Raw genomic sequence first — 26,589 nt, 5'->3', positions numbered from 1 at the left:
TTAACCTCCCTTTTTAATGATGAAGCTTGAATGCCTGCCTACCCCTTGGCTCTATATTTACTGTCCGTCTACCGCCGGCCCAATAAAGCCTTGTGTCCGCTCCAGCTTCACCAGTGCCTCAGTGTAGGAGCAGCCCGTCAAAATCATAAGAATCGCGGGCTTCGACTTGTGCTCGGCCATGCTCAACGTCTTCTCCGCTGTCGCTAAATCGCATGACGTCGCCTCCATCACGATGCGTTTGGTCCGTTCCACCAGCTTCTCATTCGTAGGCTGAACATCTACCATCAAGTTGCCGTATACTTTACCCAGTCCGATCATGGAGGCAGTGGACAGCATATTGCAAATGAGCTTCTGAGACGTACCCGCCTTAAGGCGGGTAGAACCGGTAAGCACTTCCGGGCCGTTCTCCACCTCAATCGCGATGTCCGCCTTCGTGCTAATCTCCGCGCCTTTATTGCAGCTTACGCTGATCGTCACGGCGCCAACCTCTCGCGCGTATTCCAGACCGCCAATCACATAAGGCGTACGGCCGCTGGCGGCCAAACCAACTACGGCATCATTGCCTTTAAGCCCAAGCTCCCGCAAATCGGCGGCGCCTAGCTCCTTCCGATCCTCCGCTCCCTCTACCGCCTTAATAAAGGCGCTGCTTCCTCCGGCAATCAGACCTACGACTTGCTCCGGAGAAGTCCCGAAGGTCGGCGGGCATTCTACCGCATCCAATAGTCCAATTCTCCCGCTCGTGCCTGCCCCCATATAAATGAGCCGCCCTCCGCTGCGCAGGGCTTTCGTAATCGCCCGAACCGCTTCAGTGATCTGGGGAATTTGCTGCTTGACTGCCCCGGTCACTTTGGCGTCCTCCTCATTCATGACCGTCAACAGCTCATCTATATTCATGCGATCTAAATGCATGGTTCGTTCATTTCGGGTCTCCGTGGTTAATTTATCTAACATGGTGCCCACCTCCTTGTTATACTTGAAATCGCTTTCTTCAATGTCATTATATCGTGAGTGATACTAAATTTCAATATAAATTTTATTACTTAAAATATTATTTTAAAGCTTGACCCGTTTTCTTTTTTGCAACACTAAAAAATGCCCTTCGTAAACTAGGATAAGCTTACGTAGGGCATTTCTTGCATTTCCTATTAACTTTTGATTCAATCGATCAATTCGCCTTGAAAAACCTGCTCCCGCTGCAAGTACCCACGCAGCGGCTCATACTGCGGCGACGTCCAGAAGGACTCGTCGCCGACCAAGCGGGCGGCATCGTCCCGAGCCGCCTCCAGCACCGCGAAATCGCTGACCATGTCCGCGATTCGGAATTCCGGCACCCCGCTCTGCTTGGTGCCGAAAAAATCCCCGGGACCGCGCAGCTCCAGGTCCCGGCGAGCCACTTCGAAGCCGTCGTCCGTCTCGGTCATGACCTTCATGCGTTCCTGACCGACCTCCGACTTCGGCTCGGCGATGAGCACGCAGTACGAAGCGTGCTCCCCCCGGCCTACCCGGCCGCGCAGCTGATGAAGCTGCGACAGGCCGAAGCGATCCGCATCCATCACGATCATCAGCGTCGCGTTCGGCACATCCACGCCAACCTCTACCACGGTCGTCGAAACGAGCAACTGCACTTCATTGTCGTAGAACGAACGCATCACCTCGTCCTTCTCGGCCGCGGTCATCCGTCCGTGAAGCAATCCGACCTTGAAGTGCGGGAACGCCTGCTGCATCGATACATACAAATCGATCGCATTTTGCACATCCAGCTTTTCGGATTCCTCAATCAGCGGGCAGATCAGATAAGCCTGCCTTCCCGCGGACACCTCGCGCTGGATGAACCCAAGCACCCGATCCATCATATGATGCTTCACCCAATAGGTCGAAATCGGCTTCCGGCCCTTCGGCCGCTCCGACAGCGTGGATACGTCCATATCTCCAAAGGCCGTAATCGCCAGTGTACGGGGAATCGGCGTTGCTGTCATCGTCAGCACATCCGGGTTAAAGCCTTTGCGCCGCAAGATGCTGCGCTGGTTGACGCCGAACCGATGCTGCTCATCGGTCACGACCAGACTGAGCGAACGGAAGAACACATCCTCCTGTATGAGCGCATGGGTACCCACGACGATGTCCGTCAGCCCCATCTGCAGCGAAGCGGTCAAGTCCTTGCGCTTGCGCCCGGTCACGCTTCCCGTTAGCAGACCCACGGTAATGCCGAACGGCTCAAACAACCGGGACAATGAGCGCATATGCTGCTCCGCCAATATTTCCGTCGGCACCATGAACGCGCCCTGATGTCCCGACTTGACAGCCGCGTACAGCGCGATCGCCGCGACGACTGTTTTCCCCGAGCCTACATCCCCTTGCAGCAGACGATTCATGCAGAATGGCGAGCGCATGTCCTGCAGAATCTCAAGCTCGACCTTCTTCTGCGCATCCGTCAGCTCGAAGGGGAGACTTCGCACGAACTCACGGATCGTCGCATTATCGACTTCATGCTTTACCCCGTCCATCCGTTCGTGATTCATCGCCCGATAGGCCTGCAGCTTTAGCTGGAACAGGAACAGCTCCTCATACACCATTCTCCGCCGCGCCTGCTGTCCTTCCTCGCTGTCCTGCGGCTGATGAATGCGCCAAATCGCTTGGCGCCTCGGCATCAGATCATACTCGCGCAGCAGCTCCGGCGGCAATATTTCCGGAATCATCTCCCCGTATTGCTGTAGAGCCTGCCCGATCGTCTTGCGCAGCCAGGTCTGCGTAATTTTCCCGCCTACCGAATATACCGGCTGCAGGCTTCCGCTGCGCAGCGTACCGCGGTCGGGAAATTCCGACTCCGACACCGTCAACTGGCTGCGCCGCTGATCCCATTTGCCCGTCAGCACGATTTCCCGCCCGGCCGTCAGCTGATCCTTTAGAAAGTGGCGGTTAAACCAAGTGGCCGTGAACATCCAATCCTCGGCAACCATTTTGCACGTCAGCCTCGACTTCCGGCCATAGCGCTGCAATACGGGCAACCCCATGATCTTGGCCTGGACGGTAATCCGATCACCGTCCTTCACCTCCGCTAACGAGCGCAGCCGATAATCCTCGTACCGAAACGGATAATATTCCATTAAATCATTTACCGTAAAGATGCCAAAGGCGTGAAGCTCTCCTTCTTTGAGAGCACTCACGCCGTTAACCTGCTTTACCGGAATTTCATTCAAATCCAAATTCATTCCAATCCCTCGCTTCAAGCCGGCCACACGAAAATAGCTACCACTCCCGGGCCGGTATGTGAACCTACGACTGCGCCGATGTCCGTACGAACCACCTCATGCAGCGTAAAATGCCGGGACAGTAAATCCACGAACTCCTGCGCAAGCTCCGGATTCACACCGTCGCAAACCGCGACATTCAAATCCTTATGATTGCCGAAATCGTTTACGAACAGCTCAATGACCCGCGATACCGCCTTCTTGCGGCCTCTCGCCTTATCTACCGCGTAGATGATGCCTTCCTGATCTACCGAAAGAATCGGCTTGATGTTCAACAGCGTGCCAAGAATAGCCGCCGCTTTGCCGATCCGTCCGCCCTTTTGCAGGTATTCCAGCGTATCGACCAGGAAATACAGCCTGCGGCTGCGGCCAAGACGTTCTACTTCCGACTTGATCTCTTCTACGGAAGCTCCCTTCCGGGCCAGTCTTGCCGCTTCGACCACCTGAAGACCAAAGCCGTAGGAGGCACACAGAGAGTCAATGACCGTAATGTCGAGCTCTTTTCCCGCCTCCTCCTCCAGCATCGTCTTCGCAAGCATAGCCGACTGGTACGTTCCGCTCATGCCGGAAGAAATATGAATCGAAACGATCGGCGAGCCCGGGTTGGCCTCCAACAAATTACGATACACTTCAGCATATTGAGACGGAGAGGTCTGGGAGCTCTTAGGCAGTTCACGTGACTTCGTCAGTTTATCGTAAAATTCCTCCGCAGTGATGTCGATACCTTCCAGAAAGGATTCCTCGCCAAATGAAAGACGCATCGGTATAATCCGGATGCCGTATTCCTCTACCGTGGATTTCGGCACATCGGCCGTACTATCTGCAACGATGACAACCTGGGTCATGAGATCTCCATCCTTTCAACTCTCCCTGTCGTTCCTAGGCATAGCCTAAGATTCTACAGAAAATAAATAATAATATATCGGCTGACCGCCGCTGTGGGTTTCCACCTCGACGTCGGGATAATTCTCATGGATCCAGGCTACTAGTGTATTCGTCATCTCAGGCGTAGATTCCTCGCCGACAAGAATCGTTACGATCTCATCGCCGCCCTCCAGCATTCTGGAGAGCAGAACCTGACTCGTCTCCAGCAGCCCTGCTTCCGTTGCTACAATTTTGGAGTCGGCGATACCGATATAGTGTCCGGCCGTAATCTCCAGATCATCAAACACCGTATCGCGGACAGCATAAGTGACCTGCCCCGTCCTCACATGCTGAACGGCGTTCATCATGCTATCACTGTTCGACTCGACGCTCTCTTCCTCCTGAAATGCGAATGCAGCGGCGATTCCCTGCGGGATGCTCTTGCTTGGAATGACCGTAACCTCGCGCTCGCCCTCCAGAAGATCACGCGCTTGCTGAGCGGCAAGCACGATATTCGAATTGTTCGGCAGAACAAATATATGCTGAGCCGAAATCGAATGAATGGCCTTCACGAAATCCTCTGTGCTCGGATTCATCGTTTGGCCTCCAGATAAAACAACATCAACGCCTAGACTGGTAAAAATATCGGATATGCCTTGCCCCGAAGCTACGGCGATAAAACCATAAGGCGCCAGTTCATCCGCCGGCATCTCTGCACGTTCAGCTTGACGCAGGCTCTCCGCCGGAATATCGGCAAACAATTCCGGCATCGGAGCCGCATCCATCCCAGCAGACAACAAATCGCGATGCTGCTCTCGCATATTCAAAATGTGAATCTGCGTAATTTCTCCATGACGCAGAGCTAAATTCAACACCTCGCCCGGCGCTTTGGAATGCACATGTACCTTGATGACTTCATCATCAGCGATAACGATAATGGAATCCCCATTTTTTGACAGCGCTTCCCGGAACTGATCTTCGTTAAATGGCGTATCTTTGGCCTCACCCAGCGTACGATTGATGAAAAATTCCATGTCGTACAAAAACTCGATATCCTCCGTCTCCAGTCTAGCCTGAGCGGAAATCGGAGCATCCGGCGCAACTCGAGGCGCCGCAGAAGCCGATTCATTGGCGGTAACAGCTTGTCCCTGTACAGGCGCTGCCGTCGGCACGGTTCCGGTTCCGTTTGTCAATACTTGTAAAAATCCTTCATAAATATATACTAGTCCTTGTCCACCGGAATCCACGACACCGACCTGCTTCAGAACAGGCAGCAGTTCAGGCGTATGAGCCAACGCTTCCTTGGCCTTGGCCAGCACCTCCGTCATCAGCTCCGTTATATCCGTCGTCCGTCTGGCATAAAACACGGCATGCTTGGCCGCTTCCTTGGCAACGGTAAGGATCGTCCCTTCTACGGGCTTAACAACGGCTTTATAAGCGGTATCCACTCCGCTCTGCAATGCAGCGGCAAATTGAATCGTATTCAATTCCTCGTAAGAAGCTGCGTAGCGGGCAAACCCGCGGAATAACTGGGATAATATAACGCCCGAGTTGCCGCGTGCGCCCATCAGCAGACCTTTCGACAACACGCCCGCCCGGGTGCCTATGCCTCCAGTACCATTGTTTTTCAACTCAGTCACGCCTGCAGTCATCGTCAAATTCATGTTCGTTCCGGTGTCTCCATCGGGAACCGGGAACACGTTTAGGGAGTTGACATGCTCGGCATGCTGGTGAAGCCTCTCCGCCCCGGCCAGTACCATGGCGGTAAAATCTGTTCCATTCAGAGAACGCTTACTCAATGAAAATTCCCCTTCCTAGCTTGATACACGTACGCCTTGAACCGAGATGTTGACATACGCCACTTCAAGTCCAACGACTTCGGTTAGTACATATTTCACTTTTTGTTGTATGTTGTGTGCGACCTCGGAAATTTTCGTGCCATAACTAACTATAATAAAAAGATGAATCGACAATTGATTATTCTCCAGGTTCACTTCCACACCACGGGCCAGATTCTCTCGCCCAATCAATTCGGCGAAACCGTCCTTGAACTGTTTGCGACTTGCCATTCCTACCAATCCATAACATTCCATGGCGGCCGATCCGGCGATTATCGCTATTGCTTCTTCGGAAATATGGATTGCCCCATACTCCGTATTTAATTCGATAGCCACGTCCGCATCCACTCCTCCCCCAAAATTATTATGGACTAATCAACATTGTACTATAAGAAGAAAGAGAAATAAATAAAAGAAGAGGAATGAAGCTAGAAATAAAGTTAAGTCACTGGTTGACGCCGCTTTTTTTACTGTGATATTATAGATAAGTGTTGTTTTAAGAGGTTGTAATTAGGAGGTGTAATCAATGTCTCGCAAATGTTATGTGACAGGCAAGCGCCCAAGCACAGGTAACCATGTATCCCACGCAAACAATCACAATAAGCGTTCTTGGGGCGTGAACGTACAAAAAGTCCGTATTCTTGTAGACGGTAAACCGAAACGCGTATACGTTAGCACCCGGGCTTTGAAATCCGGTAAAGTAACTCGCGCATAAGGGTTGTAATAAGTATATAGACAAAAAGCACCTTTTCTAAATAGAGGTGCTTTTTTTGTGCCCCGCTACCTGCTCCGCCCGGTGAGGGACGCCTCGTGACAGGCGGGAATTGGGCCGCGTCCTTCCCGCTTTGACTTGGCGCATGCCCTTCCCCTAATTTTTCTGAAACGTGTTCAATACCGCTTTGACGAATCCACCCAAAAATTTAGGCAGCTTGAATGTATAAAATTTCATCCTTCACCCTCCCCATCATTCTCATGCCTTCACCTATAGTCTATGTTCCAAGTCTGCTTCCCGTGTATTGAGGACACAAAAAAAAGGTTACATGAGAACCCTGCTCATGTAACCCATTGTATGCGAAACAGCCCATCCCTATACCAACCTGATAAGATGATTCACTAGAAACGCTTCACGCTGTCACGGATCTCGGATATCGCAGCGGCGCGATCCTTATGGCCGAATACGGCGCTCCCGGCAACAAGCACATCTGCTCCTGCCTCAACGACGAGCGGAGCCGTAGCGGCAGTAATTCCTCCGTCTACTTCAATATGCAGCCCCGTTAATCCCAACTGCTCTCTCCACTCGGCGATTTGTGATATTTTGCGTAGTGTCCCTGGGATGAAGGCTTGTCCACCGAACCCCGGGTTCACGGTCATGACAAGAACAAGATCGATATCCTCGATGATCTCGCGAACAGCCATTGCTGGTGTTGCCGGATTAATCGCTACCCCTGCTTTAATGCCCAAGCTTTTTATTTGCTGGATGACGCTGTGCAAATGAACGCAGGCCTCGGCATGAACCGTAATCAGGTTCGCTCCAGCCTTCGCGAATGCATCGATATATCGCTCCGGGTGCTCAATCATTAAATGCACGTCCAGCAGCAGCTTCGTATGGGGGGCAACAGCTCCCAGCACCAGCGGCCCGAACGTGATGTTAGGTACAAAATGGCCGTCCATGACATCGACATGAAGCCAGTCGGCTCCGCTTCTCTCCACCTCAGCTACTTCTTGAGCCAACTTACCAAAGTCTGCAGACAAAATAGACGGTGCTATGTTGATTTTCTTCATGAAGTTAGTACCTCCGTTTTTTATCTTTCATTTCTTCATAGAATTGCACGTAATTCTTGTAGCGGCAGGCCATAATATCGCCTGCCTCCACCGCGACTCTAACCTGGCATCCCGGTTCATGCAAATGGCTGCACCCTCGGAATTTGCATTGCTCCGCATAGTCGCCGAATTCGATAAAACAGGATGAGAGCTCCTCGATGCCCAGCTCCAGGAAATCCAGCTGGCTGAACCCGGGAGTATCTGCGACGTACCCCCCATTATCCAGCTCGATCAGTTCCACATGGCGCGTCGTATGGCGGCCGCGGCCGAGCTTTAAGCTTATTTCGCTCGTTTCCAGGGACAATCCCGGCAGCATCGCATTCAGCAAGGATGATTTGCCCACGCCGGATTGCCCGGCAAACACGCTGATTTCGCCAGCCAGCCGCTCCTTGACCTCATTTGTTCCGGCTCCGGTCAAGGAGCTCGTTACGACGACCTCATAACCAACCTTCCGGTAGATCTCTCTCACTTGCCTCGTTAAATCGCGATCCTCTTCATTTGCATCCTCATCCAGCAAATCTTCCTTCGTCAGACAAATGAGCGGACGAAGTCCCGCATGCTCGATATGTACGAGGAATTTATCCAGCAGCTGCAGGTTGAGGTTCGGTTCCTTCACCGAGAATAGCAGAACCGCATGCCTGGCATTAGCAATGGGCGGACGGATCAATTCCGTTTCCCGAGGCAATATTTCATCCACCGTGCCTTCCCCGTTCTCGGTTGGCGTATATAGAACCCTATCGCCTACAAGCGGAGTAATCCCTTTTTTCTTGAAAATGCCGCGGCCCCGGCATTGGAGAGTATTCTCCTCTGCCGAGGCTAGGGGCTTTACATAATAATATCCGCTTAATGCCTTAACAATTAAACCTTCAGGCATGCTGCCGGCCTCACTTTCGTCTCTGTCTGTCTATTGTTTAGTAACTGCCGTTTCGACTTTTATTCCCTTTTCCATTCCCCTTGCCGTTGTTCTTGTTCTTATTGTCTTTTGCCGCCTGCGCTACAGCTCCATGATCAATCCACCCGGTGTCCGGGTTTTCAATCCCGTCCTCTTCCCAGTCATTGTAAGAGTTCTCCTCGTATTGATTTCCCGGAAGCTGTGGTACAGGAACCGTTCCCTGCTTGGCATCAATATAGGAAACAAGATAGGTATCAAACAATTCGCCGTCCCGGATGACAGAGACCGCGCCGTTTTTGTTTGGTGCCAATACCAGGTCTACAGAGAAGGTTTGGGTCGTATTGATCGTTTTCGTGCCCCATTCTCTGTTATCACCCCGTGCGTCTCCGTAAACGATGCGAATTTTGCTGTTCTTGCCTTCCTCTACTGGCGCAGCTGGAACTTCAAATGTGTAGGTAATGGCTTCCGGCGGATAACCCGAGCTTACCGTCAGCACCATTTCGGTTCCCGGCGTAGCCAAGCTGTTCGGCGCGAACGGCCATTGCCCGATGACTTCGCCTGCTTCTCTTTCAAAGCTCGGCTCCGTCTTGATGCCGTCCTTGGCTAGCTTCAGGCCTAGCTCCTTGATTACGGCCTCCGCTTCTTCCTGTTTCATACCTATCAGGTTGCGCATGTTAAATTCCTTAACGCCCTTGCTCACTTTAAGCGTAATGCTTTCCGTTGCGGGATCATATTCGGACTCTGCATCCGGGCTTTGGCCGATGACTTTGCCTACCTCTTCTTCGCTGAACTCCTCAGTCTGGCTGATCCGATCCTTATCGACCCCGGCCTGAACGAGCTCGGCCACGGCTTCCTGATAAGTCTTTCCAGTAAGGGGCGGCATTTTCTCCAGCGGCTTGGCTGTGCTTACTTTTAAATCTATAATTGCGCCTTCCTTAACCACTGCGCCTTCCGGCCTGCTCTGATCATAAACGATTCCTTCATCAAAGCCTTCCTTGTATTCCGGTTTTACAACACCGACAGCCAACCCGTTATCCTGCAAAGTTCGTGTTGCCTCATCTTCGTTCAAATTAATGACATTCGGAACCTTTACATCAGGCACAGTGAAGGTCTTGTTCACATACCACACGACTCCTGCCATCGCCACAAGCAGCAATACAGTCAGACTTACCCACAAAACGGGTTTAGACCAGAAGCTCGTACTTTTTTTCGGCTCCTGCTTATCTTCATCCGCCTGCGAATCCCTGGACAGCTTGGAACCGCTTCTAGCGTTCGATGTCATTTGAGGTTTAATCGCCGGAACGATCCGGGTGCTGTCCTCGTCATCATCATCCATAAATAGTAGCTTGGATTCTGTACGTCGTTCAGGCAGCAGGCACGTCTCTAAATCAAGCAGCATTTCTTTGGCGGACTGATAGCGTTCACCCGGATTTTTGCGCATTGATTTCAAAATAATATTCTCGACGCTTTGCGGAATCATCGGATTCACGGAACGCGGCTCCTCAAAATGCTCCTGCAAGTGCTTTAAAGCAACACTGATCGGACTTTCTCCGAGGAAGGGAAGACGCCCCGTCAGCATTTGATACAGCACGATACCCAGCGAGTACAGATCCGATTTCTCCCCCGTGGCTACTCCTTTCGCATGCTCCGGGGAAAAATAATGCACCGAGCCTACGACGGAGCCCGTCTGTGTAATCGTCGTTGACGTAACTGCACGGGCAATACCAAAATCGGTTACTTTGACCCGGCCATTCCGGCCGATTAATATGTTATGAGGCTTAATATCGCGATGAATGATTTGGTTATGATGGGCATGATCCAGCGCATCAGCGATTTGCGATGCAATGCGAACGGCCTCGTCCACCTGCAGCGGTGCACGCTCCTTAATAATTTCATTCAGATTCTGGCCTTCTACATATTCCATGACAATATAATGAATATCATCTTCCTGTCCTACATCATAGACGCTCACTACGTTCGGGTGCGACAAAGACGCAGCGGACTGCGCTTCCCGCCGAAATCGGCGTATAAATTCCTCGTCGTTCACAAATTGTTGACGCAGCACCTTAATCGCTATATTGCGATTGAGTAGAATGTCATGCGCTTTATAAACCAGCGCCATTCCTCCGCCGCCAATTCGTTCGATAATTTGATAACGGCCGCCCAATTCGTGTCCGATCATGAATTCCACTCCTTTATGCTTGACCCGGATAGTTCTTGTTGTTCAAGCAGGGCAACGGTAATGTTATCGTCGCCACCCGCATTCAAGGCAAGCTGAAGCAGGCGATTAGCCCGATCCTCTAAGGAGAGATCGTTCAATCCCAGCGTAAGGGTCATTTGTTCCGTTGTTACATAGTTACTGAGTCCATCGCTGCAGAGCAGCAGAATATCCCCGGCTTCTAAAATAATATGGTCTAAATCGACCTCTACCTTGGCATCCGTACCCAGCGCTCTCGTCAGCACATTACGCCGCGGATGCACACTGGCTTCCTCTTCGCTGATCTGTTTGTTCTTGACAAGCTCATTCACCAGCGAATGATCCTCCGTCAGCAAAATAAGATCGTCCTGCCGGTACTGGTATGCCCGGCTGTCGCCAATATGGCCGACGACCCCTTCCTGGCCGCTGAGAAGCACGGCAACAACGGTCGTACCCATGTTGTGGTATTCATCATGTTCTGAGGCTTTGCGGAAAACAACTTCATTTGCATGTAAAATCGCTTTTTTCAGCGCTTCGGCGCATGCCTGTACAGATAGGCCCGGGGCCAAGGAAACGATATCCTGAGTTATCGTCTCTATCGCCAACTGGCTGGCCGTATCCCCTGCCTGGTGACCGCCCATGCCATCGGCGACAATGCCTAACGTATATCCCTGTTCAAGGCAGGAAACCCAGGCGCTATCCTCATTCACAGGGCGAACGCGCCCAACATCACTTACATACACCATTTTCATCGAACCAGATCACCTCGCACCAGACTCCATATGCTTCGCTCGCAGTTGGCCGCAGGCCGCTGCAATATCATGTCCTTGCTCACGGCGGATCGTAACGTTAATGCCCTTATCCGCCAAAATACGCTGAAACTGAAAAATATCATTTCTTGAGGTTCTGACATATTTTCGCTCCGGCACGTGGTTGACAGGAATCAAATTCACATGGCAGAGCATGTCCTTGAGTACTCCGGCTAGCTCTTCCGCATGCTCCGGCTGATCGTTGACACCGCCAATCAATGCATACTCAAACGTAATTCTACGCCCGGTCTTGGCCAAGTAATAACGCAGCGCCTCTATTACATCGTCAAAAGGAAAACGGCGATTTACCGGCATCAATTTAGAACGCAGTGCATCGTTAGGCGCGTGAATGGAAATCGCCAAATTAATTTGCGTTTCTTCATCCGCGAACTTGTAAATGTTCGGAACGATTCCGCTCGTCGATACTGTAATATGCCTTTGTCCGATATTCAAGCCCTTGTCATGAATCATGGTTCTCAAAAAGTTCATCGTGGCATCATAATTTTCGAACGGTTCCCCGGTTCCCATAATAACGATGCTGCTCACCCGCTCGCCGCGAGCGTCGAGAATCTTCTGGGCCTGCACGACTTGAGCGACGATCTCTCCTGCGGTGAGATTCCGCTTTAATCCACCGAGCGTAGAAGCACAGAACGTACAGCCGACCTTACAGCCGACCTGCGTCGTTACGCATATGCTGTTGCCGTAGTTATGCTTCATGATAACCGTCTCAATGGCGTGATCGTCATGAAGTCCAAACAAGAACTTGACCGTTCCGTCCTTCGATTCGAATTTAGTGATCTCATTCAACGTGACAAAAGCGAACTGATCATCCAGCTTCTGGCGGAGCGATTTTGACAGGTTAGTCATTTCCTCAAAAGAGTTTACACGCTTTACATAGAGCCAATCAAAGATTTGCCCTCCGCGAAACGCAGGCTCTCCTTGCTCAACGGCCCATTCTCGCAGTTGTTCAAAAGTATAATCGTATATAAAAGGTTTCATCTTCACACACCTGTCCTATAGTATATCGTATGCAGCTGCCCACTCATTCTTCCTATTTTAGCACAAATCATTTTTACACTAAAGTGCGACAAGTTTCAAGCCTTCCTGCCAGCTTCCATATGGACGAAAAAAGAAAGCCGAGCATTCTCCGGTGAACCGGCTCGAAGATCGGCTAAGACTATTTAACTATAAAATTAATGCGTGACCATCGGGCTAAAATCATCGCGGCTAGAGAGGTTGGCATGATACAATACGACGTCCCCGTCCTGCAGCCGGTAGGTCACCCCGAAGGGATCCGTCACGCTGCGGGCAAAGCCCTCCATCTGGTGCCACTGATTTATCAGCGGCCCATGGATATACTGCAAATGCGGCTCATCGGCTTTGCCTTCCTGTACCGTTTCCAGGTTAAAATTGACTACAATATAACCGTTCTTCAAAAAGATCGGCGACTTGTCCGTGAGCCCCCGGTGAGTTCGTCCATAATCCGCGACATTCGTCCCGGTTTTTACCGCGTACAGATCGGCAGGCAGGCTGTACTCGCCATACCATTTCTGGACGGCAGCATTGACTCGGCTCGGGTCGACCCCTGCCGGATTGTTCCCTTTCGGCCCGATCAGGGTTCGGACGCCTTCCGGAAGACGAAGCAAGCTTAAGCTGCCGACCATTGTCTTGCGCTTCGCAGCTATGTTGATATAATGGTTCACAAATTGCGGGCGCCCGATGCTGGCGATTTGGTCAAATGTGTATTCATGGTCGTATTTATAGAGGGCCGTATCTGTCAGCTCCTCTACAGGGACATTGCGCAGGCGCTCATTCAGGATGACGTACCGGGCCACTTGGTCACTGGGGGAACCTACTTTAACATAGCTTTTACCGCTCATATGGTAATACAGGTCAACGGGCGTTCGAGATCCATCCTCCGCGCTGATGAAATAAAAGCTGGGCGTAATTTTGATTCCATCCTCCCGCCCAAACATATTTCCTTTTGTCTTTAGATCGAACTTGAAATGATACCCTGTCTTAATCGAGGCGTTCTTATATAAAGGATGGCTTCCCGGGCGAATCGGCAGGGTGAATTTGGGCGTTATTCCTCGGGGTGCCCCATCAATGCCGCTGAGCCCCACCCAATAGGCGGTTCCTGTCGGCTGGCTGCTCCCCTTCGCCGTTCGAAATACCGTTTCCCAGTTGTAATCGGCAATATCCGTAACTCGAAAATCATAGATTCGTCCGATGACATCTACAGCCACGGTGTCAAAGGCAATATGACGGGTCAAATCCAGGTTGGCATTCATTTGGTGACTTGCCCCGGAAGGAGCATTATGCGCAATGGTTCGGAACTCGACATCGTAAAATCCTTCGTCCACCCACACCGGCAGGAAGAAAGGGTATGTTTCCTGGGATTTCTCAACCTCGATCCAGGTATTTTTCGGATAAAATTGATTTTTGGAGCCGTTATAGACATCAAACGGAAACCTGACCTGCTTGCTGCCGATGTATTTCAAGTAATTGCGGTTCCCGTAGCCAAAATAACTCGTATGCTGCCCCGAGTTCGGCATTTCAATCGTAAACGGCCGATCCAGGATCACGGCAGAGCGCCCTGCAGCAGGCTTCGTTTTCTGGTTATGTGCCCGATCATCCGACACGTCGGGATAAATGACTACAGGTGTATGTACGGTAATTGGGTTGATGCCATAAATGGGATAGTTCTTTTCTCCGGCGCCGCTGATTTGGACATAATACACCGTTCCGGTGCTGGGCTGCTGGGCTCTATTCGTCTTAGTCATAGGAATGACATGTCCGGGACTGTACAGTATATTGTCGCCCGTTACGGGAGCCGTTGGGATCGGCGATGGAGCTGGCCCGCTTCCTGTTGTCACCGTCCCGCTCATGAGGGTCTGGTTATTGAACGTAAACGTATCGTTCCATACCTGGACGCTTACCGCTGATCGGGCGGCTGCTTCGGGATCCCCGTTGTGGCTGACACTGACACTCGGAACGGAAGAAGGCTCATAGTGATGGGTCTGTGCTGTGGCGTAATAAGGGGCAGTGTACCCGCTAGGAGGTATCCGGATGCCGTTAGACTCGAAAGCATAATTTTGCAAGGCGGCTTCTTTAATGCCATAGACCTCAACATATGAGATGATCCAATAGGAATATTCCTTATCTACCTGGACTTGCACGGTTGAGGGCTCGCCAGGCTCCTCATCCGGAGGCGGCGGGGGCGGCAGGACGGTCACATCAACGGTAAACGTACATTGCCCTGTCATTTGCTGATAACCGAACTTATGCAAATAGTTTTTTGTCCACACATTTCCGTATAGGCTTTCTGTCGTCGGTATTCCGTCGAGCACATTAAACCGCTCGCTTCCCCGGGAATCTGCCTTTATGACCGCACTGACATTCGGGCTGAAATCTTCCCCCGTTATGGATCTTCCTGGTGAAGGTGACGTACAGACCACCCCAGGCTCTGCCGGATCAAGATCTGGGTCAGGATCTGGTGCTGGTGTATTGCCCACAGTAATCGTGGCTGTCCCTCTCAGCCAATACGGCCCTTTTTTCCATGTAGCTGAGATCGTAGTCGTTCCCTTAGAAATCGCAGTAACTTTGCCATCGTTATCTACAGCAGCTACTGATTCGTTACTGGATGCCCAAGTTGTTTCTGCTGCGGTAGAGACATTAAACCATTTGTCATTCCAGTCCGACATGGTATACTCTAACGTTCTAACCTCGGCTTTCATATCTTTCGTTTCGTTTATTTGTAAGGCGGCATTTTCCAATACGCGAATTTGTTTTTTTTCAACCACGTATCCGGTGTAGAAAACGTCCATGGGTATGTAATATTCGGCCATGAACTTGGGTGCTCCATCAGCTCGAACAGAATATTGGTATTTAAGGGTTTCGTTTAAAGGATAGCCAGTATATACTTTGACATTAGCTAAAATCTCTCCTCTGTTAAAGCTTGGTTTATTTCCGATTGGTTCATAGGAGCTATCCTCTAATCTCCATTCCATATCCTCAATAGATAATGCTCTTACAAAAGTATTCAGAAAAGTATTATCCGACGAGTCCCTCAGCGACTCTGGAGCATATTGACTCATATCTAGTATTTCTTCAGTTTGTTTTTTAAGGGGTAAGGCATTATCTCCACTACTGTAAGTACCAGTTTCTATCATTGTATTTCCAAATGTAGCTCTCCAAATATCTGTATCTGACTGTACCCATACAACTTTAGGTCTAGCCAGTGCCTTCCCCTTAACTTCTACCTTAACTGTTTGCATATAAACAGGTCCGTCTGGTGTTACCTCTATTCCTACCGTTGGATGACCATTTTCAAATCCGTCAGCAAGTGACAGAATAGAAAATGACATTTGGATAAGGCCTACTATTAAAAAAACGGCCGTCCATTTTTTCATGTTTTCATCCTCATTTTATTTTTTTTTGGTAATTACATATGATTTGTCATCCGTTTTAAATTCGTCCCATTTTAGATTAGGAGTAATATTACTTTTAACCCATAGTGTTATTCCATCGACAGTGTTATGAGTTTCAAAAAACTTTTTTGCCTCAAAATTAGGAAGTGTTAAATAACCATATTTTTTGGGGTTCTCATTTCCTACCCTACCACTCCCTAAAAGAGGCGACATAGCACCATTCATATAATCTCCCAAATCAAACTCACTTGCCTTTGGATAAATAGTCATTTGCATAAATACACGATAATTTCCAGGCTTATCAATCCGCTCAATATAATCCGTCTCGTCTACAAACAACGGCGCATAAATACTGTTTATATCCTTGAAATCCTCCGTATCTACGACAATATAATTGTGAAGCTTCAAGGTGCCGGCATTATTCTTAAACGTATAAGTCTTATCCACCACATCATTAAAGGACGTATTTCCCGTCGTAAAAGGGCTAATGGTTTCGAGGTTGGTTCGTTCCGTACCTACCTGTCTCAGCTCCTGAAGCCCTAAGAAATGATCTGCCTGCTGAGCGCGAACACTTTTAAAACTAAGCAAGATGGTAGCCGTCTCAGCACGTGTTGCATTGTTATCCATGCCAAAAGAACCGTCCGGGTAACCGCTTAAAAGCTTGGTTCCCATAGCTACAGCAATATAAGACGATTTAGACTCCGGTATTCCCGGATTAAAATATTCCTTTACCGGAATAACTGTTGTCTTTGTGTCCTCCAAAGCCTGCTTATAACCCGAATCTGCCACAGCCAAACCCGAGGCCATCCATTTCGCGATTTCAAAGCGTGTAATGGGGGTATTCGGTTTGAATCCATTAGGATAATCACTTGGCTGGATGAAGCCAAACGATATCGCGCGTTTAACCTCTGCTTCACTCCAGTGGCCAGCTAGATCAGTAAAGCTCGCCGTTGAATTTACGCTCACCTCCCCCTTCGACACACGCGCCAGCAATGCCGCAAACTCTGCACGAGTAACGGTAGCGTTAGGCTTAAACGTCCCGTCTGCGTAACCCTTAAAGTAACCTTTATCTACCGCCGTCTCAATTGCTTTCTTGGCCCAATGATTGGATTGGACATCCTTAAAATCAGTGCCGGCAGCTTGAGTCTCCGCAACAAAACTAGCATGAATAGAAAAAATAAGGCCTGCCACCAATACCACGATCTGCTTTCTCATCCTTTACCCACTTCCTTATTAATTTTCATGAAATATTAGGTTCTTTTCCCATAGTATCCCTCCTCTTACTTCGACCTCACAGGACTAAAGACCTCCTTTCAAATGGATAAATTGATAAATTAAGGAATTTAGTCTATAAAAAATAAGCACACCTCTTCTAATCGCTCCGTGCGATTCAAGAGATGTGCTTCATCTGCACCTTATTATATAAGATATTTTCTGGTACGTAAATCCCATTTTCCACCAGGAGTTAATTAGGCATTTACGCGTTTCGTTAAACGAACGATATAAAAACCGTCTGAATGATAATGCTGCGGCAGGATTTGTAAGCCGATAGTTCCACCGGTTTTCCCGGTTTCTCCATCTTCCCTGCCCGCCTCCCGGCTAAATCGTTGCCATTCAGGCAGCTCCGGAGCTGGTTCGAACTCAGGATGTCGAGCAAGAAATTGCTTTACCATCTCTACGTTCTCGCTGGGTTCAATCGTGCAAGTGCTATAAACGAGCACTCCGCCCGGCTTGAGAAGTACGCTTGCCCTATCAAGTAAATCACGCTGTATTTTAGTGATTTCCTTAATATCCTCCGCTGTTTTGGTCCATTTCAAATCAGGTTTGCGCCGGATGACGCCAAGGCCGGAACATGGAGCATCCAGCAAAATACGGTCAAAGGACTCGGGAGCAAAGCGTGTGTCAAGCTCTAAAGCATCTCCCGATAGAGCCTGTACATTGCCAAGCTGCAGACGGGCAGCCTGATCCTCGATCAGCTTTACTTTATGCGGATGAATGTCATTCGCGATGACTTCACCGCCGCCCTCCATGCGCTCGGCCATGTGGCAGGTCTTGCCGCCGGGGGCTGCGCAGCAATCCAGTACCCTCATTCCCGTTTCGGGGTCAACGGCCTCAGCAACTAGCATAGAGCTCTCGTCCTGAATCGACAATAAACCTTCGCGGTACCAGTCGGTCAGAGCCATATTCCCCCCGCTCTTCACGATAATTCCGTCAGGCGAGACCCCGGAGGCTGCCACTTTCAGCCCCTGCTCTTCCATCTTATGCATGAGCTCATCCCGGCTGATCCGTGCTCTATTGACCCTTACGCTAACCGGAGGAGATTCATTGTTGGCTTTGCAAATCGCCGCTGCTGTGTCCTCTCCATACTGCTCAATCCATCTGGATACCAGCCATTCGGGATGCGAATGCTCCAGCGCAATCCGGCGCACTGGCGGCAAATCCTCCGGCAGCTTCAGCTCCTCTTTGCGTCGCAGCACATTCCGAAGCACGCCGTTAACCATCCCGGAAATCCCTTGATGTCCTTTTCTTTTGGCAATATTGACCGCCTCATTGACAGCGGCATGCGGAGGAATGCGATCCAAATAAAAAATTTGGTAAAAGCTCAGCCGCAGCAAATTCCGCACCCAAGGCTGGAGCTTTACCATTCCCTTGGCCACAAACTGCTCAAGGTAGTAATCAATCGTATTCCTGCGGGAAATCGTGCCGTACACAAGCTCGGTCGCAAGCCCGGCTTCTGAGCCTGTCAGACCGGACTTCTGCAGCGCAGAATTCAGCAGCAAATTGCTGTATGCACCCTCCTGCTCCACCTCAGTAAGCACATGCAGCGCCGTATCGCGGGCAGAAGCTTGATGCTGCTGGCGACGGCCTCCCTTAGGGCTTTGCTGCCCTGCTTGAGATCCTGCGCCTCGTTCGCTGCCATGCTGCCCTCGCGTCCCGTTCCGAGAACGGCCTCCCTTATTCCTGCTCATGTCAGAACCGTCCCGGTCTGCATAACCCCGCCGCGGATAAACTCAGAGGCATCCATCGCCTTTTTGCCGGCTGGCTGAACTTTCGTTAACAGCACGGAACCGTCTCCTGTCTTCACTTCGATTCCCTGCTCCGATAAATGGAGTACTGTACCCGGAGCTTGCCCACCAGCTTGCTTGTCCGCTGCAGCAGGCTTAGCGACAGCCCATACTTTAAAGACCTCGTCATTCCACAGCGTGTAGCCGCCGGAATAAGGCACTAATCCTCTGACCCGGTCATAGATCGCCCGAGAAGATGAAGTCCAGTCGATCCGCTCATCCTCCCGCGACAAATTAGGAGCATATGTAGACTCCGCATCATTTTGAGGTATCCGCTCGGCCCGGCCTTCAAGAATAAGCGGAAGCTGCTCCAGCAGCAGCTCGGCTCCAGCCAGACTCAGCTTCTCGAACATCGTGCCGGAGGTATCCTCATCCTCAATCGGGACGACTGATTTCGCAATCATATCTCCGGTATCCAATCCTTCAGCCATATACATCAGCGTTATTCCCGTCTCTTTTTCTCCGTTAATAATCGAGCGTTGAATCGGCGCGCCGCCCCGATATTTCGGGAGCAGCGAGCCATGAACATTCAGGCAGCCGTGCTTCGGCAAGTCAAGCACGGCTTTCGGCAGAATTTGACCGTATGCCGCGGTAACGATAAGATCGGGATTCAATGCCGCCAACTCCTCAACCGCTTCGGGCGCTCTCATGCGCTGTGGCTGCAGCACGGGAAGCCCATGCTTTAGTGCGGCCTCCTTCACCGGCGTAGGAGTCAATATTCTTTTTCGTCCCTGCGGCCGATCCGGCTGCGTAACTACGCCAACCACGTTATATCCCTCACGGAGCAACGCTTCGAGAGACGGTACAGCAAACTGGGGAGTACCCATAAAAACGATATTCAACAGCGAGTCACTCCTTCTCTTCGCCCTCAGGCGTAATTTCATACACTCTTTCGGCGATATCCGTATATAACACACCGTTCAAGTGATCGATTTCATGCTGGAATGCCCTTGCCAACAGCTCCGTCCCGGTATAGGTAACTTCCTTGCCGTTACGATCCAGGCCTTTGACCGTAACCTCCATGGCCCGCCGCACGTCGCCGCGGTACCCGGGGATGCTTAAGCAGCCTTCCGGCCCAAACTGCTCCCCATCCGAAGATACAATTTCCGGGTTGATAAGCTCTATCAGTCCATGATCATCTCCGACATCAATTACGATCATCCGTTTCAATATTCCTATTTGCGGAGCCGCCAGCCCCACCCCTTCTGCATCGTACATCGTATCCGCCATATCCGTAAGAAGCTTCTGGACGTTAGGGGTAATTTTCTTTACTTCTTTGGCTACCTGATGCAGCACTTCATCCGGTTCGTGGACAATAATCCGAATCGCCATACTGGAAACATCCTCCTCTTGCCTCTTCTTAGATTAACCTGTTCTTTACAAAATATATATGCAACTGTCCACACCAATGCTCCGGCATGATCGTACTTTCTATCATGGATAAGTTCATTTTACATCAGCATCTGCGGATCGACATCAATACTAATTTGCAGCGATGCATCGCGCAATTGATCCATCGTAGCCGCTGACGTCTCGCGGACAAGAGTTACTGCATCGAGACCTCCCCGATATTTTACCATACATTGAAATCGGTAGCGGTTCTTAATGCGCGGGAGCGGCGAAGCTACAGGCCCGAGGATATCCAGCGCCTCCGGCGTCCTTCTGTCCAAATCGCCATACCATCCTAGACGCTGCGCCTTCCCTCTCAGCTCGCTGGCAAAGTTCTCCGCCATCCGAAGCAGAACAGGAAGCTGTTCATGCGAAAGGGTCACTAGGATAAGACGGCTATAAGGTGGGTAATGCAATGTTCTTCGGTGCTGAAGCTCTTCCCTCACGAAGGAATGATAATCATGCCTGCTGGAATGGATGATCGAATAATGCTCAGGCATGTACGTCTGAATATAAACTTCGCCAGGCAGTTGATGGCGTCCGGCTCGGCCCGCCACCTGTGTAAGCAGTTGGAACGTTTTTTCGGCGGAACGGAAATCAGGAAAATTCAGCGCCGTATCCGCAGCAATAACTCCAACGAGCGTTACATCCGGAAAATCGAGTCCTTTGGCAACCATTTGCGTGCCGAGCAGCACATCGCCTTTTTTCTCCCGGAAGGCCTGTAACAATCGCTCATGGGATCCTTTCTCGCTGGTCGTGTCCACGTCCATGCGGATGACCCGAATCCCGGGGAACAGCTTAGACAGCTCTCCCTCCACCCTTTGCGTTCCCGTTCCGAAATAACGGATGTGCTCACTTTGACACTCGGGACACACAGATGGGGCGGGGGTAGCATAACCGCAATAATGACAGCGTAAGTTGTTCGACTTTTGATGATAGGTGAGCGAGATGTCGCACTCTGGACACCCGGCCACATAACCGCAGGTTCGACACATGACAAACGTCGAGTACCCGCGCCGATTAAGGAACAACACGGTCTGTTCTCCACGTTCGATCCTTCGGGCAATCCCCTGATGCAGTGCCCGGCTGAACATGGAGCGATTCCCTTCCCTCAGTTCCTCGCGCATATCAATAATTTGAACCCCAGGCAGGCGGCTGCCGGAAGGCCGTTGGTTCATCTCTAGAATGATCGGAGCAAACTCATCATTGCTTTGCGAGCGGGCGGCGTGGTAGCTTTCCAGCGAGGGCGTCGCCGAGCCTAATATGACCGCCGCCCCATGCTGGCGAGCGCGTTCCACCGCCACGTCACGGGCATGATACTTCGGCGTCTCCTCTTGCTTATAAGAGGTTTCGTGCTCTTCATCCATGACGATAAGACCTAAGTCGGCAAATGGAGCGAACACCGCAGAACGTGCTCCGATCGCGACCTGTACCCGGCCTTCGCGGATTTTGCGCCATTCATCGTAGCGTTCGCCCGTAGATAAACGACTGTGCATAACTGCGACTTTACTGCCGAACCGCCCCTTAAAACGTTCGACCATCTGCGGGGTCAATGATATTTCCGGGACGAGGACAATCGCTTGGCGGCCATGCGAAATGCAGCGTTCAATCGTCTGCAAATATACCTCCGTCTTCCCGCTGCCCGTCACGCCATGCAGGAGATATACGCCATGCCGATGAGCATCCAAAGCTCCTGCCAGATGGCGATATACGTTTTCCTGTTCCGGGGTACGTTCCAGCGGTTTGGTAGGCTTGAAACGGCGGTCTTGATAAGGATCGCGGAACACTTCCACATCCTCAATCTTCGCGTATCCTTTATCCGCGAGGCTCTTGACCGTTCCCGCCGTAACCCGAAGCGTGGACAGCACCTCCTGCATGGATAAAGGAACGCCCACTTCCAGTAGAAATTGCAGCACCTCTTGTTGACGGCGCGCCTTTCCCCCAAACGAGGCCAGCGCTTGCTTCGCAGCTTCCCCGCTTACAGCCGCAGCAACGGTTTTTATCGTTTTCTTTCTGACTCTGTCCTTAATCGCCTGGCTCTCAAATAAAACCCCTTGCCCTAGCAAGCCCTTAATCACTTCAATCCGCCCAGGGTAGCGAGCGCTCAAGTGAGCCATCGTCACCGAACCCGATTGATTGACGTAAGCGATAATTTCCCGTTCGGCTTGTCCGAGAAGCGCCCCCGAATCGAACAGCACGCCCGCCTCGGTCGTTTCCCCTTCTTCCTCCTGGTGCTCATCAGCAACGTGAATATATCTTTCAGCTTTACCTTTCAAGGCAGAAGGAATCATAGCCTGCAACGCCGAGATCATGCTGCAGGCGTATTTGTGGCTCATCCATGCAGCCAATTTCACCAAATCCGGAGGCAGCGGAGGAAGCAGGTCAAGCAATTCATCGATCGGCTTCATCCTCGACGACTCCATTTCAAGCTCTTCATGAAGGGAAACGACGAAGCCCTGCACGGTTCGGCGGCCAAACGGCACTCCTACCCTGCTCCCCACTTCAATCCAGCCGCTCATCGACTCAGGAATCAAATAGTCAAAAGGCCGGTCGGTTTCCCGACTCGGCACATCGACAATCACTTTTGCCATTCTGTACATTACTTCGACTCTCCCGTCAAACGGTCCGCGGCAAGCTCCATAATTTGCAGCCCGATCTCTTCCTTGGACGAACGCGGAAGGGACTCTACCAGTCCATTTGCATCATAAATATGCACAATATTCGTATCGGAACCAAATCCGGCGCCCTCTGCAGTAACATCGTTAGCTATAATAAGATCACAGTTTTTACGAAGCAGCTTATCCATGGCATGCTGTTCAAGATGATCCGTCTCGGCGGCAAAACCGATCATGAACTGAGCCTTTTTCTTTTGACCCAGCGTCTCCAAAATATCGATGTTCTTGACCAGCTCCAATGTCATGGAGTCCCCCGACTTCTTGATCTTATGTTCAGCTGCTTGTTTTGGACGATAATCCGCCACGGCTGCCGCTTTAACGAGGATGTCCGTAGCATCCCAAATCGCATTTACCGCTTCATACATATCCTGGGCAGACTCCACGCGAGTAAGAGTCAGCCCCGCCCGGTCAAGCGGAGGAGAGACCTCCGTCCTCCCCGTGATCAGCGTCACCTCTGCACCCAAATCCAGGGCAGCATTAGCGATGGCAAATCCCATTTTGCCAGACGAATCATTCGTGATATAACGTACCGGATCTAACCGCTCTACGGTTCCCCCTGCCGTAACGACTACTTTCCTTCCGGCAAGCGGCCGCTTGGCTGCACGTTCCTCCCGGGCAAAAAACGCTTCAACCGCAGAGATGATATTCTCGGGCTCTTCCATCCGCCCTTTTCCCGTGTAACCGCAGGCAAGCTGGCCGCTCCCCGGCTCAATCATCAGCACTCCCCGAGCGACAAGCTCCGCTAAATTACGGGTAACTGTCGGATGGGTGTACATATGAACATTCATCGCCGGAGCCAGCATGATGGGAGCCTCGGTCGCAAGCAGTGTAGTGGATAGCATATCATCCGCCAGCCCTACGGCCATTTTAGCGATGATATTGGCAGTCGCCGGAGCGATCAGCACCAGATCAGCCCAATCCGCCAGATCGATATGTGCGATGACCTGCGGATTTTTCTCATCAAACGTATCCGTGTAGACAGGATGCTTGGAAAGCGCCTGCAGCGTCAGCTCCGTAATGAACTGGGTCGCTGACTCCGTCATAATGACGCGAACTTCGGCACCTTGCTGAACGAGCTTGCTGCAGAGCGACGCTGCCTTGAATGCAGCGATGCCCCCGGTAATCCCGAGCAGTATTTTTTTGCCAGTTAACATCAGATGATCCCCTCTCTTTCCGCTCCTATTCATTACAGAAAAAAACAACAACCTCGCGGTTGTCGTAAATAACACTATAAAAGTGTTCTAAAGCAGCCCGGAGGCCATGCCAATTATTCGTCGGCCGTAACGAAATCTCCGTTAACGTCCCGCTTGATCCGTACGTAGTCACCATAAATCTCCTCAAGCGCCACGCCGACCTGCTTGTGGGATTTAGGCTGCTGCAGCTCGCTCTTCTCCCCTTCTCGAAGCTGTCTTGCTCTGCGGGATGCAGCAACAACCAGCGAATACTTACTGTCGACTTTGTCCAGCATTCTATCAATAGATGGATACAACATGTTCAACAACACCTCTTCAATTATTCATCGAATCACAGCAAAGTCGTTTCCAGCTATTTCCTGATTTTACAATGCTCGGCTGTAATGATGGATTCTATTCTTTTGCAAGCAAGTTCAATTTCGTCATTTACGACGGCATAATCATAGTTTTTGAGCAGTGCAATTTCATCCGCAGCTACCGACATCCGATGATCGATCGTCGCTTGATTCTCCGTGCCCCGCCCTTGAATGCGCCCTTTTAGCTCATCCAAAGAAGGTGGCAGAAGAAACACGAAAATTCCCTCTGGAAACTTCTCTTTCACTTTAAGTGCGCCCTGCACTTCAATTTCCAGGATGATATCCTTGCCGCTCTCAATCGTCTGCTCCACGAAATCTCGCGGAGTGCCATAATAGTTGCCGACGTATTCGGCATACTCCAGCAGCTGGTCTTTCTCAATCATGTCCATAAACTGTTCACGGGTTTTGAAAAAATAATTCACACCGTTCTCCTCGCCTAGCCGCGGCTGCCTTGTCGTCGCAGACACGGAATATACAAGCTGAGGCAAACGATGTCTCAATTCATTGCAGACCGTCCCTTTCCCCACTCCGGACGGCCCAGATAATACAATTAGTAGCCCTTTTGCCATTGTTCTCTCCATTATTCGTCGTTGTCGTCGTCTTTGATGGATAGACGATGCGCGACCGTCTCCGGCTGTACGGCCGATAAAATGACATGGTCGCTATCCGTTATGATGACCGCTCGGGTACGACGCCCATAGGTGGCGTCAATCAGCATATGACGGTCTCTCGCCTCTTGAATAATCCGCTTGATAGGCGCAGATTCAGGGCTGACAATGGAAATGATGCGATTCGCAGATACGATATTTCCAAAACCGATGTTAATAAGTTTAATTGCCATGGTTAGGTAGTTCCCCCTAATTTTCTCGATTCGCTTGCAAGTAGAGTATAATGTTACTCCATATTCGCTGCCTGTTCACGAATCTTCTCCAATTCCGCCTTCATTTCCAACACACGGTTGACTAAGGCCAAGTGGTTGGCCTTTGATCCGATCGTATTGGTTTCGCGATTCATTTCCTGTATTAAAAAATCCAGCCTACGTCCGATCGGCTCGCGGGAATTCAGCAATCCGCGGCATTGCTCGAAGTGGCTCTTCAGTCGGATCAATTCTTCATCGATGTTAGATCGATCCGCAAACAGCGCAATCTCCATCGCGAATCTCTGTTCATCCAGCGCGCCCTCAAACAACTCACTAAGGCGTCCCTGCAGCCGGGCCCGGTAATCGCTCACCACCTCCGGAGCGAGCAGGGTTAATTCTGAATGCAGATTATCCAGCTTCAGCAGCCGGCTCTCCAAATCGCGAACGAGATGAAGTCCCTCCATCTCCCGCATCCGCATAAGTCCAGATACCGCTTCTTCCAGACCATCCTGCAGCACGCTCTCCCATTCATCGTCCCGGGAAGCCTGAGCATCCTTGGTCAGCTCTGGAGCCGTGAGCACATCAGGCAGGGTCAGAATGTCCCTTGCCGTGAAATTGGCGCTCACGCCATAATCCCGGCTGAGCTCCTCAGCGGCCTGCATATAAGACCGCACGATGGAAGAGTTCAATACAAATGGCAAAGAGCTGTTATCTTCACGCTCTTTGCTAATGTATACATCAATCCGGCCACGCTTGATATGGCGCTGTACGAGGCGCCGCAGTCCGTCTTCATAGCATGTCCACTCCCGTGGCATGCGAAGAACGATTTCGGCATACCGGTGATTGACGGATTTAATTTCAAATTGAATAACATAACCGCCGTATTGTCTAGCGGACTGTCCGTATCCTGTCATACTGTGAGACAAAGGTATCACATCCGTTACCCTATTGTA

The 26,589-nt window shown here is 50.9% G+C and carries 23 protein-coding genes; 1 reads left to right on the top strand and 22 read right to left on the bottom strand.

Annotated features, from left to right (window positions below; all coding sequences use genetic code 11):
* Positions 1-57 precede the first annotated feature (57 nt).
* The 5 genes from murQ to ACE3MQ_RS08510 all read right to left on the bottom strand — a co-directional run bounded on the left by murQ (position 58) and on the right by ACE3MQ_RS08510 (position 6,286).
* A complete protein-coding gene (gene murQ / locus ACE3MQ_RS08530) occupies positions 58-960 on the bottom strand; it encodes an N-acetylmuramic acid 6-phosphate etherase (protein WP_379392180.1) in 903 nt (300 codons plus the stop codon).
* A gap of 197 nt (positions 961-1,157) precedes the next feature.
* Positions 1,158-3,209 carry an ATP-dependent DNA helicase RecG gene (recG, locus tag ACE3MQ_RS08525; protein WP_379392179.1) on the bottom strand — a complete coding sequence of 684 codons (2,052 nt, stop codon included), beginning with the start codon at positions 3,207-3,209 and terminating at the stop codon, positions 1,158-1,160.
* 14 nt (positions 3,210-3,223) lie between these two features.
* A complete protein-coding gene (locus tag ACE3MQ_RS08520; RefSeq protein WP_379392178.1) occupies positions 3,224-4,093 on the bottom strand; it encodes a DegV family protein in 870 nt (289 codons plus the stop codon).
* A gap of 45 nt (positions 4,094-4,138) precedes the next feature.
* Positions 4,139-5,911: a DAK2 domain-containing protein gene (locus tag ACE3MQ_RS08515; protein ID WP_379392177.1), complete on the bottom strand. Its 1,773-nt coding sequence runs from the start codon at positions 5,909-5,911 to the stop codon at positions 4,139-4,141.
* 15 nt (positions 5,912-5,926) lie between these two features.
* A complete protein-coding gene (locus ACE3MQ_RS08510) occupies positions 5,927-6,286 on the bottom strand; it encodes an Asp23/Gls24 family envelope stress response protein (RefSeq protein ID WP_379392176.1) in 360 nt (119 codons plus the stop codon).
* A 190-nt stretch (positions 6,287-6,476) separates the two neighbouring features.
* On the opposite strand from ACE3MQ_RS08510, the gene rpmB reads away from it, so the two are divergent.
* Positions 6,477-6,665 (top strand): 50S ribosomal protein L28, encoded by a 189-nt coding sequence (gene rpmB / locus ACE3MQ_RS08505; RefSeq protein ID WP_379392175.1) that lies wholly within the window; start codon positions 6,477-6,479, stop codon positions 6,663-6,665.
* 153 nt (positions 6,666-6,818) lie between these two features.
* On the opposite strand, the gene spoVM is transcribed toward rpmB, so the two are convergent.
* The 17 genes from spoVM to ACE3MQ_RS08420 all read right to left on the bottom strand — a co-directional run bounded on the left by spoVM (position 6,819) and on the right by ACE3MQ_RS08420 (position 26,562).
* Entirely contained in the window at positions 6,819-6,899 is an 81-nt protein-coding gene (gene spoVM / locus ACE3MQ_RS08500) for a stage V sporulation protein SpoVM (protein WP_055107596.1), read from the bottom strand.
* Positions 6,900-7,063: 164 nt separating this feature from the next.
* The gene (gene rpe, locus ACE3MQ_RS08495) at positions 7,064-7,732 is read right to left on the bottom strand and encodes a ribulose-phosphate 3-epimerase (protein ID WP_379392174.1); all 669 of its coding nucleotides are present in this window, start codon (positions 7,730-7,732) and stop codon (positions 7,064-7,066) included.
* Positions 7,733-7,736: 4 nt separating this feature from the next.
* Entirely contained in the window at positions 7,737-8,645 is a 909-nt protein-coding gene (gene rsgA / locus ACE3MQ_RS08490; protein ID WP_379392173.1) for a ribosome small subunit-dependent GTPase A, read from the bottom strand.
* A gap of 37 nt (positions 8,646-8,682) precedes the next feature.
* Positions 8,683-10,845, bottom strand: coding sequence for a Stk1 family PASTA domain-containing Ser/Thr kinase (gene pknB, locus ACE3MQ_RS08485; protein ID WP_379392172.1), 2,163 nt, complete (start codon positions 10,843-10,845; stop codon positions 8,683-8,685).
* Positions 10,842-11,612: a Stp1/IreP family PP2C-type Ser/Thr phosphatase gene (locus tag ACE3MQ_RS08480; protein WP_379392171.1), complete on the bottom strand. Its 771-nt coding sequence runs from the start codon at positions 11,610-11,612 to the stop codon at positions 10,842-10,844. Before ACE3MQ_RS08480 ends, pknB begins: the two co-directional genes overlap by 4 nt.
* 9 nt (positions 11,613-11,621) lie before the next feature.
* Positions 11,622-12,668, bottom strand: a complete 1,047-nt coding sequence (gene rlmN / locus ACE3MQ_RS08475) for a dual-specificity RNA methyltransferase RlmN (RefSeq protein ID WP_379392170.1) — start codon at positions 12,666-12,668, stop codon at positions 11,622-11,624.
* Between the two features lie 194 nt (positions 12,669-12,862).
* Positions 12,863-15,517 carry a DUF5704 domain-containing protein gene (locus ACE3MQ_RS08470; RefSeq protein WP_379392169.1) on the bottom strand — a complete coding sequence of 885 codons (2,655 nt, stop codon included), beginning with the start codon at positions 15,515-15,517 and terminating at the stop codon, positions 12,863-12,865.
* A gap of 579 nt (positions 15,518-16,096) precedes the next feature.
* On the bottom strand, positions 16,097-17,314 hold the full coding sequence (locus ACE3MQ_RS08465; RefSeq protein WP_379392168.1) for an S-layer homology domain-containing protein: 1,218 nt from the start codon (positions 17,312-17,314) through the stop codon (positions 16,097-16,099).
* A 254-nt stretch (positions 17,315-17,568) separates the two neighbouring features.
* Positions 17,569-19,068: a 16S rRNA (cytosine(967)-C(5))-methyltransferase RsmB gene (rsmB, locus tag ACE3MQ_RS08460; protein WP_379392167.1), complete on the bottom strand. Its 1,500-nt coding sequence runs from the start codon at positions 19,066-19,068 to the stop codon at positions 17,569-17,571.
* Positions 19,065-20,006: a methionyl-tRNA formyltransferase gene (gene fmt, locus ACE3MQ_RS08455; RefSeq protein WP_379392166.1), complete on the bottom strand. Its 942-nt coding sequence runs from the start codon at positions 20,004-20,006 to the stop codon at positions 19,065-19,067. The genes rsmB and fmt overlap by 4 nt, the downstream gene beginning before the upstream one ends.
* A gap of 7 nt (positions 20,007-20,013) precedes the next feature.
* Complete coding sequence (gene def / locus ACE3MQ_RS08450; RefSeq protein ID WP_379392165.1) at positions 20,014-20,496, bottom strand: peptide deformylase; 483 nt, start codon at positions 20,494-20,496, stop codon at positions 20,014-20,016.
* Between the two features lie 119 nt (positions 20,497-20,615).
* Positions 20,616-23,153, bottom strand: coding sequence for a primosomal protein N' (gene priA / locus ACE3MQ_RS08445; RefSeq protein WP_379392164.1), 2,538 nt, complete (start codon positions 23,151-23,153; stop codon positions 20,616-20,618).
* Positions 23,153-24,382 carry a bifunctional phosphopantothenoylcysteine decarboxylase/phosphopantothenate--cysteine ligase CoaBC gene (coaBC, locus tag ACE3MQ_RS08440; protein ID WP_379392163.1) on the bottom strand — a complete coding sequence of 410 codons (1,230 nt, stop codon included), beginning with the start codon at positions 24,380-24,382 and terminating at the stop codon, positions 23,153-23,155. Before coaBC ends, priA begins: the two co-directional genes overlap by 1 nt.
* 113 nt (positions 24,383-24,495) lie before the next feature.
* A complete protein-coding gene (rpoZ, locus tag ACE3MQ_RS08435; RefSeq protein WP_379392162.1) occupies positions 24,496-24,720 on the bottom strand; it encodes a DNA-directed RNA polymerase subunit omega in 225 nt (74 codons plus the stop codon).
* A gap of 53 nt (positions 24,721-24,773) precedes the next feature.
* Positions 24,774-25,346, bottom strand: coding sequence for a guanylate kinase (gene gmk / locus ACE3MQ_RS08430; RefSeq protein WP_379392161.1), 573 nt, complete (start codon positions 25,344-25,346; stop codon positions 24,774-24,776).
* An 11-nt stretch (positions 25,347-25,357) separates the two neighbouring features.
* On the bottom strand, positions 25,358-25,618 hold the full coding sequence (remA, locus tag ACE3MQ_RS08425) for an extracellular matrix/biofilm regulator RemA (protein ID WP_019639066.1): 261 nt from the start codon (positions 25,616-25,618) through the stop codon (positions 25,358-25,360).
* Between the two features lie 53 nt (positions 25,619-25,671).
* Positions 25,672-26,562, bottom strand: coding sequence for a YicC/YloC family endoribonuclease (locus tag ACE3MQ_RS08420; protein WP_379392160.1), 891 nt, complete (start codon positions 26,560-26,562; stop codon positions 25,672-25,674).
* Positions 26,563-26,589: the final 27 nt, after the last annotated feature.

Origin of the sequence: Paenibacillus lentus (assembly GCF_042714055.1) — a bacterium.
GTDB lineage: Bacteria > Bacillota > Bacilli > Paenibacillales > Paenibacillaceae > Fontibacillus > Fontibacillus lentus_A.
The sequence above is the reverse complement of the archived record's forward strand: the minus strand, read 5'-3'. Positions and strand labels throughout refer to the sequence as shown.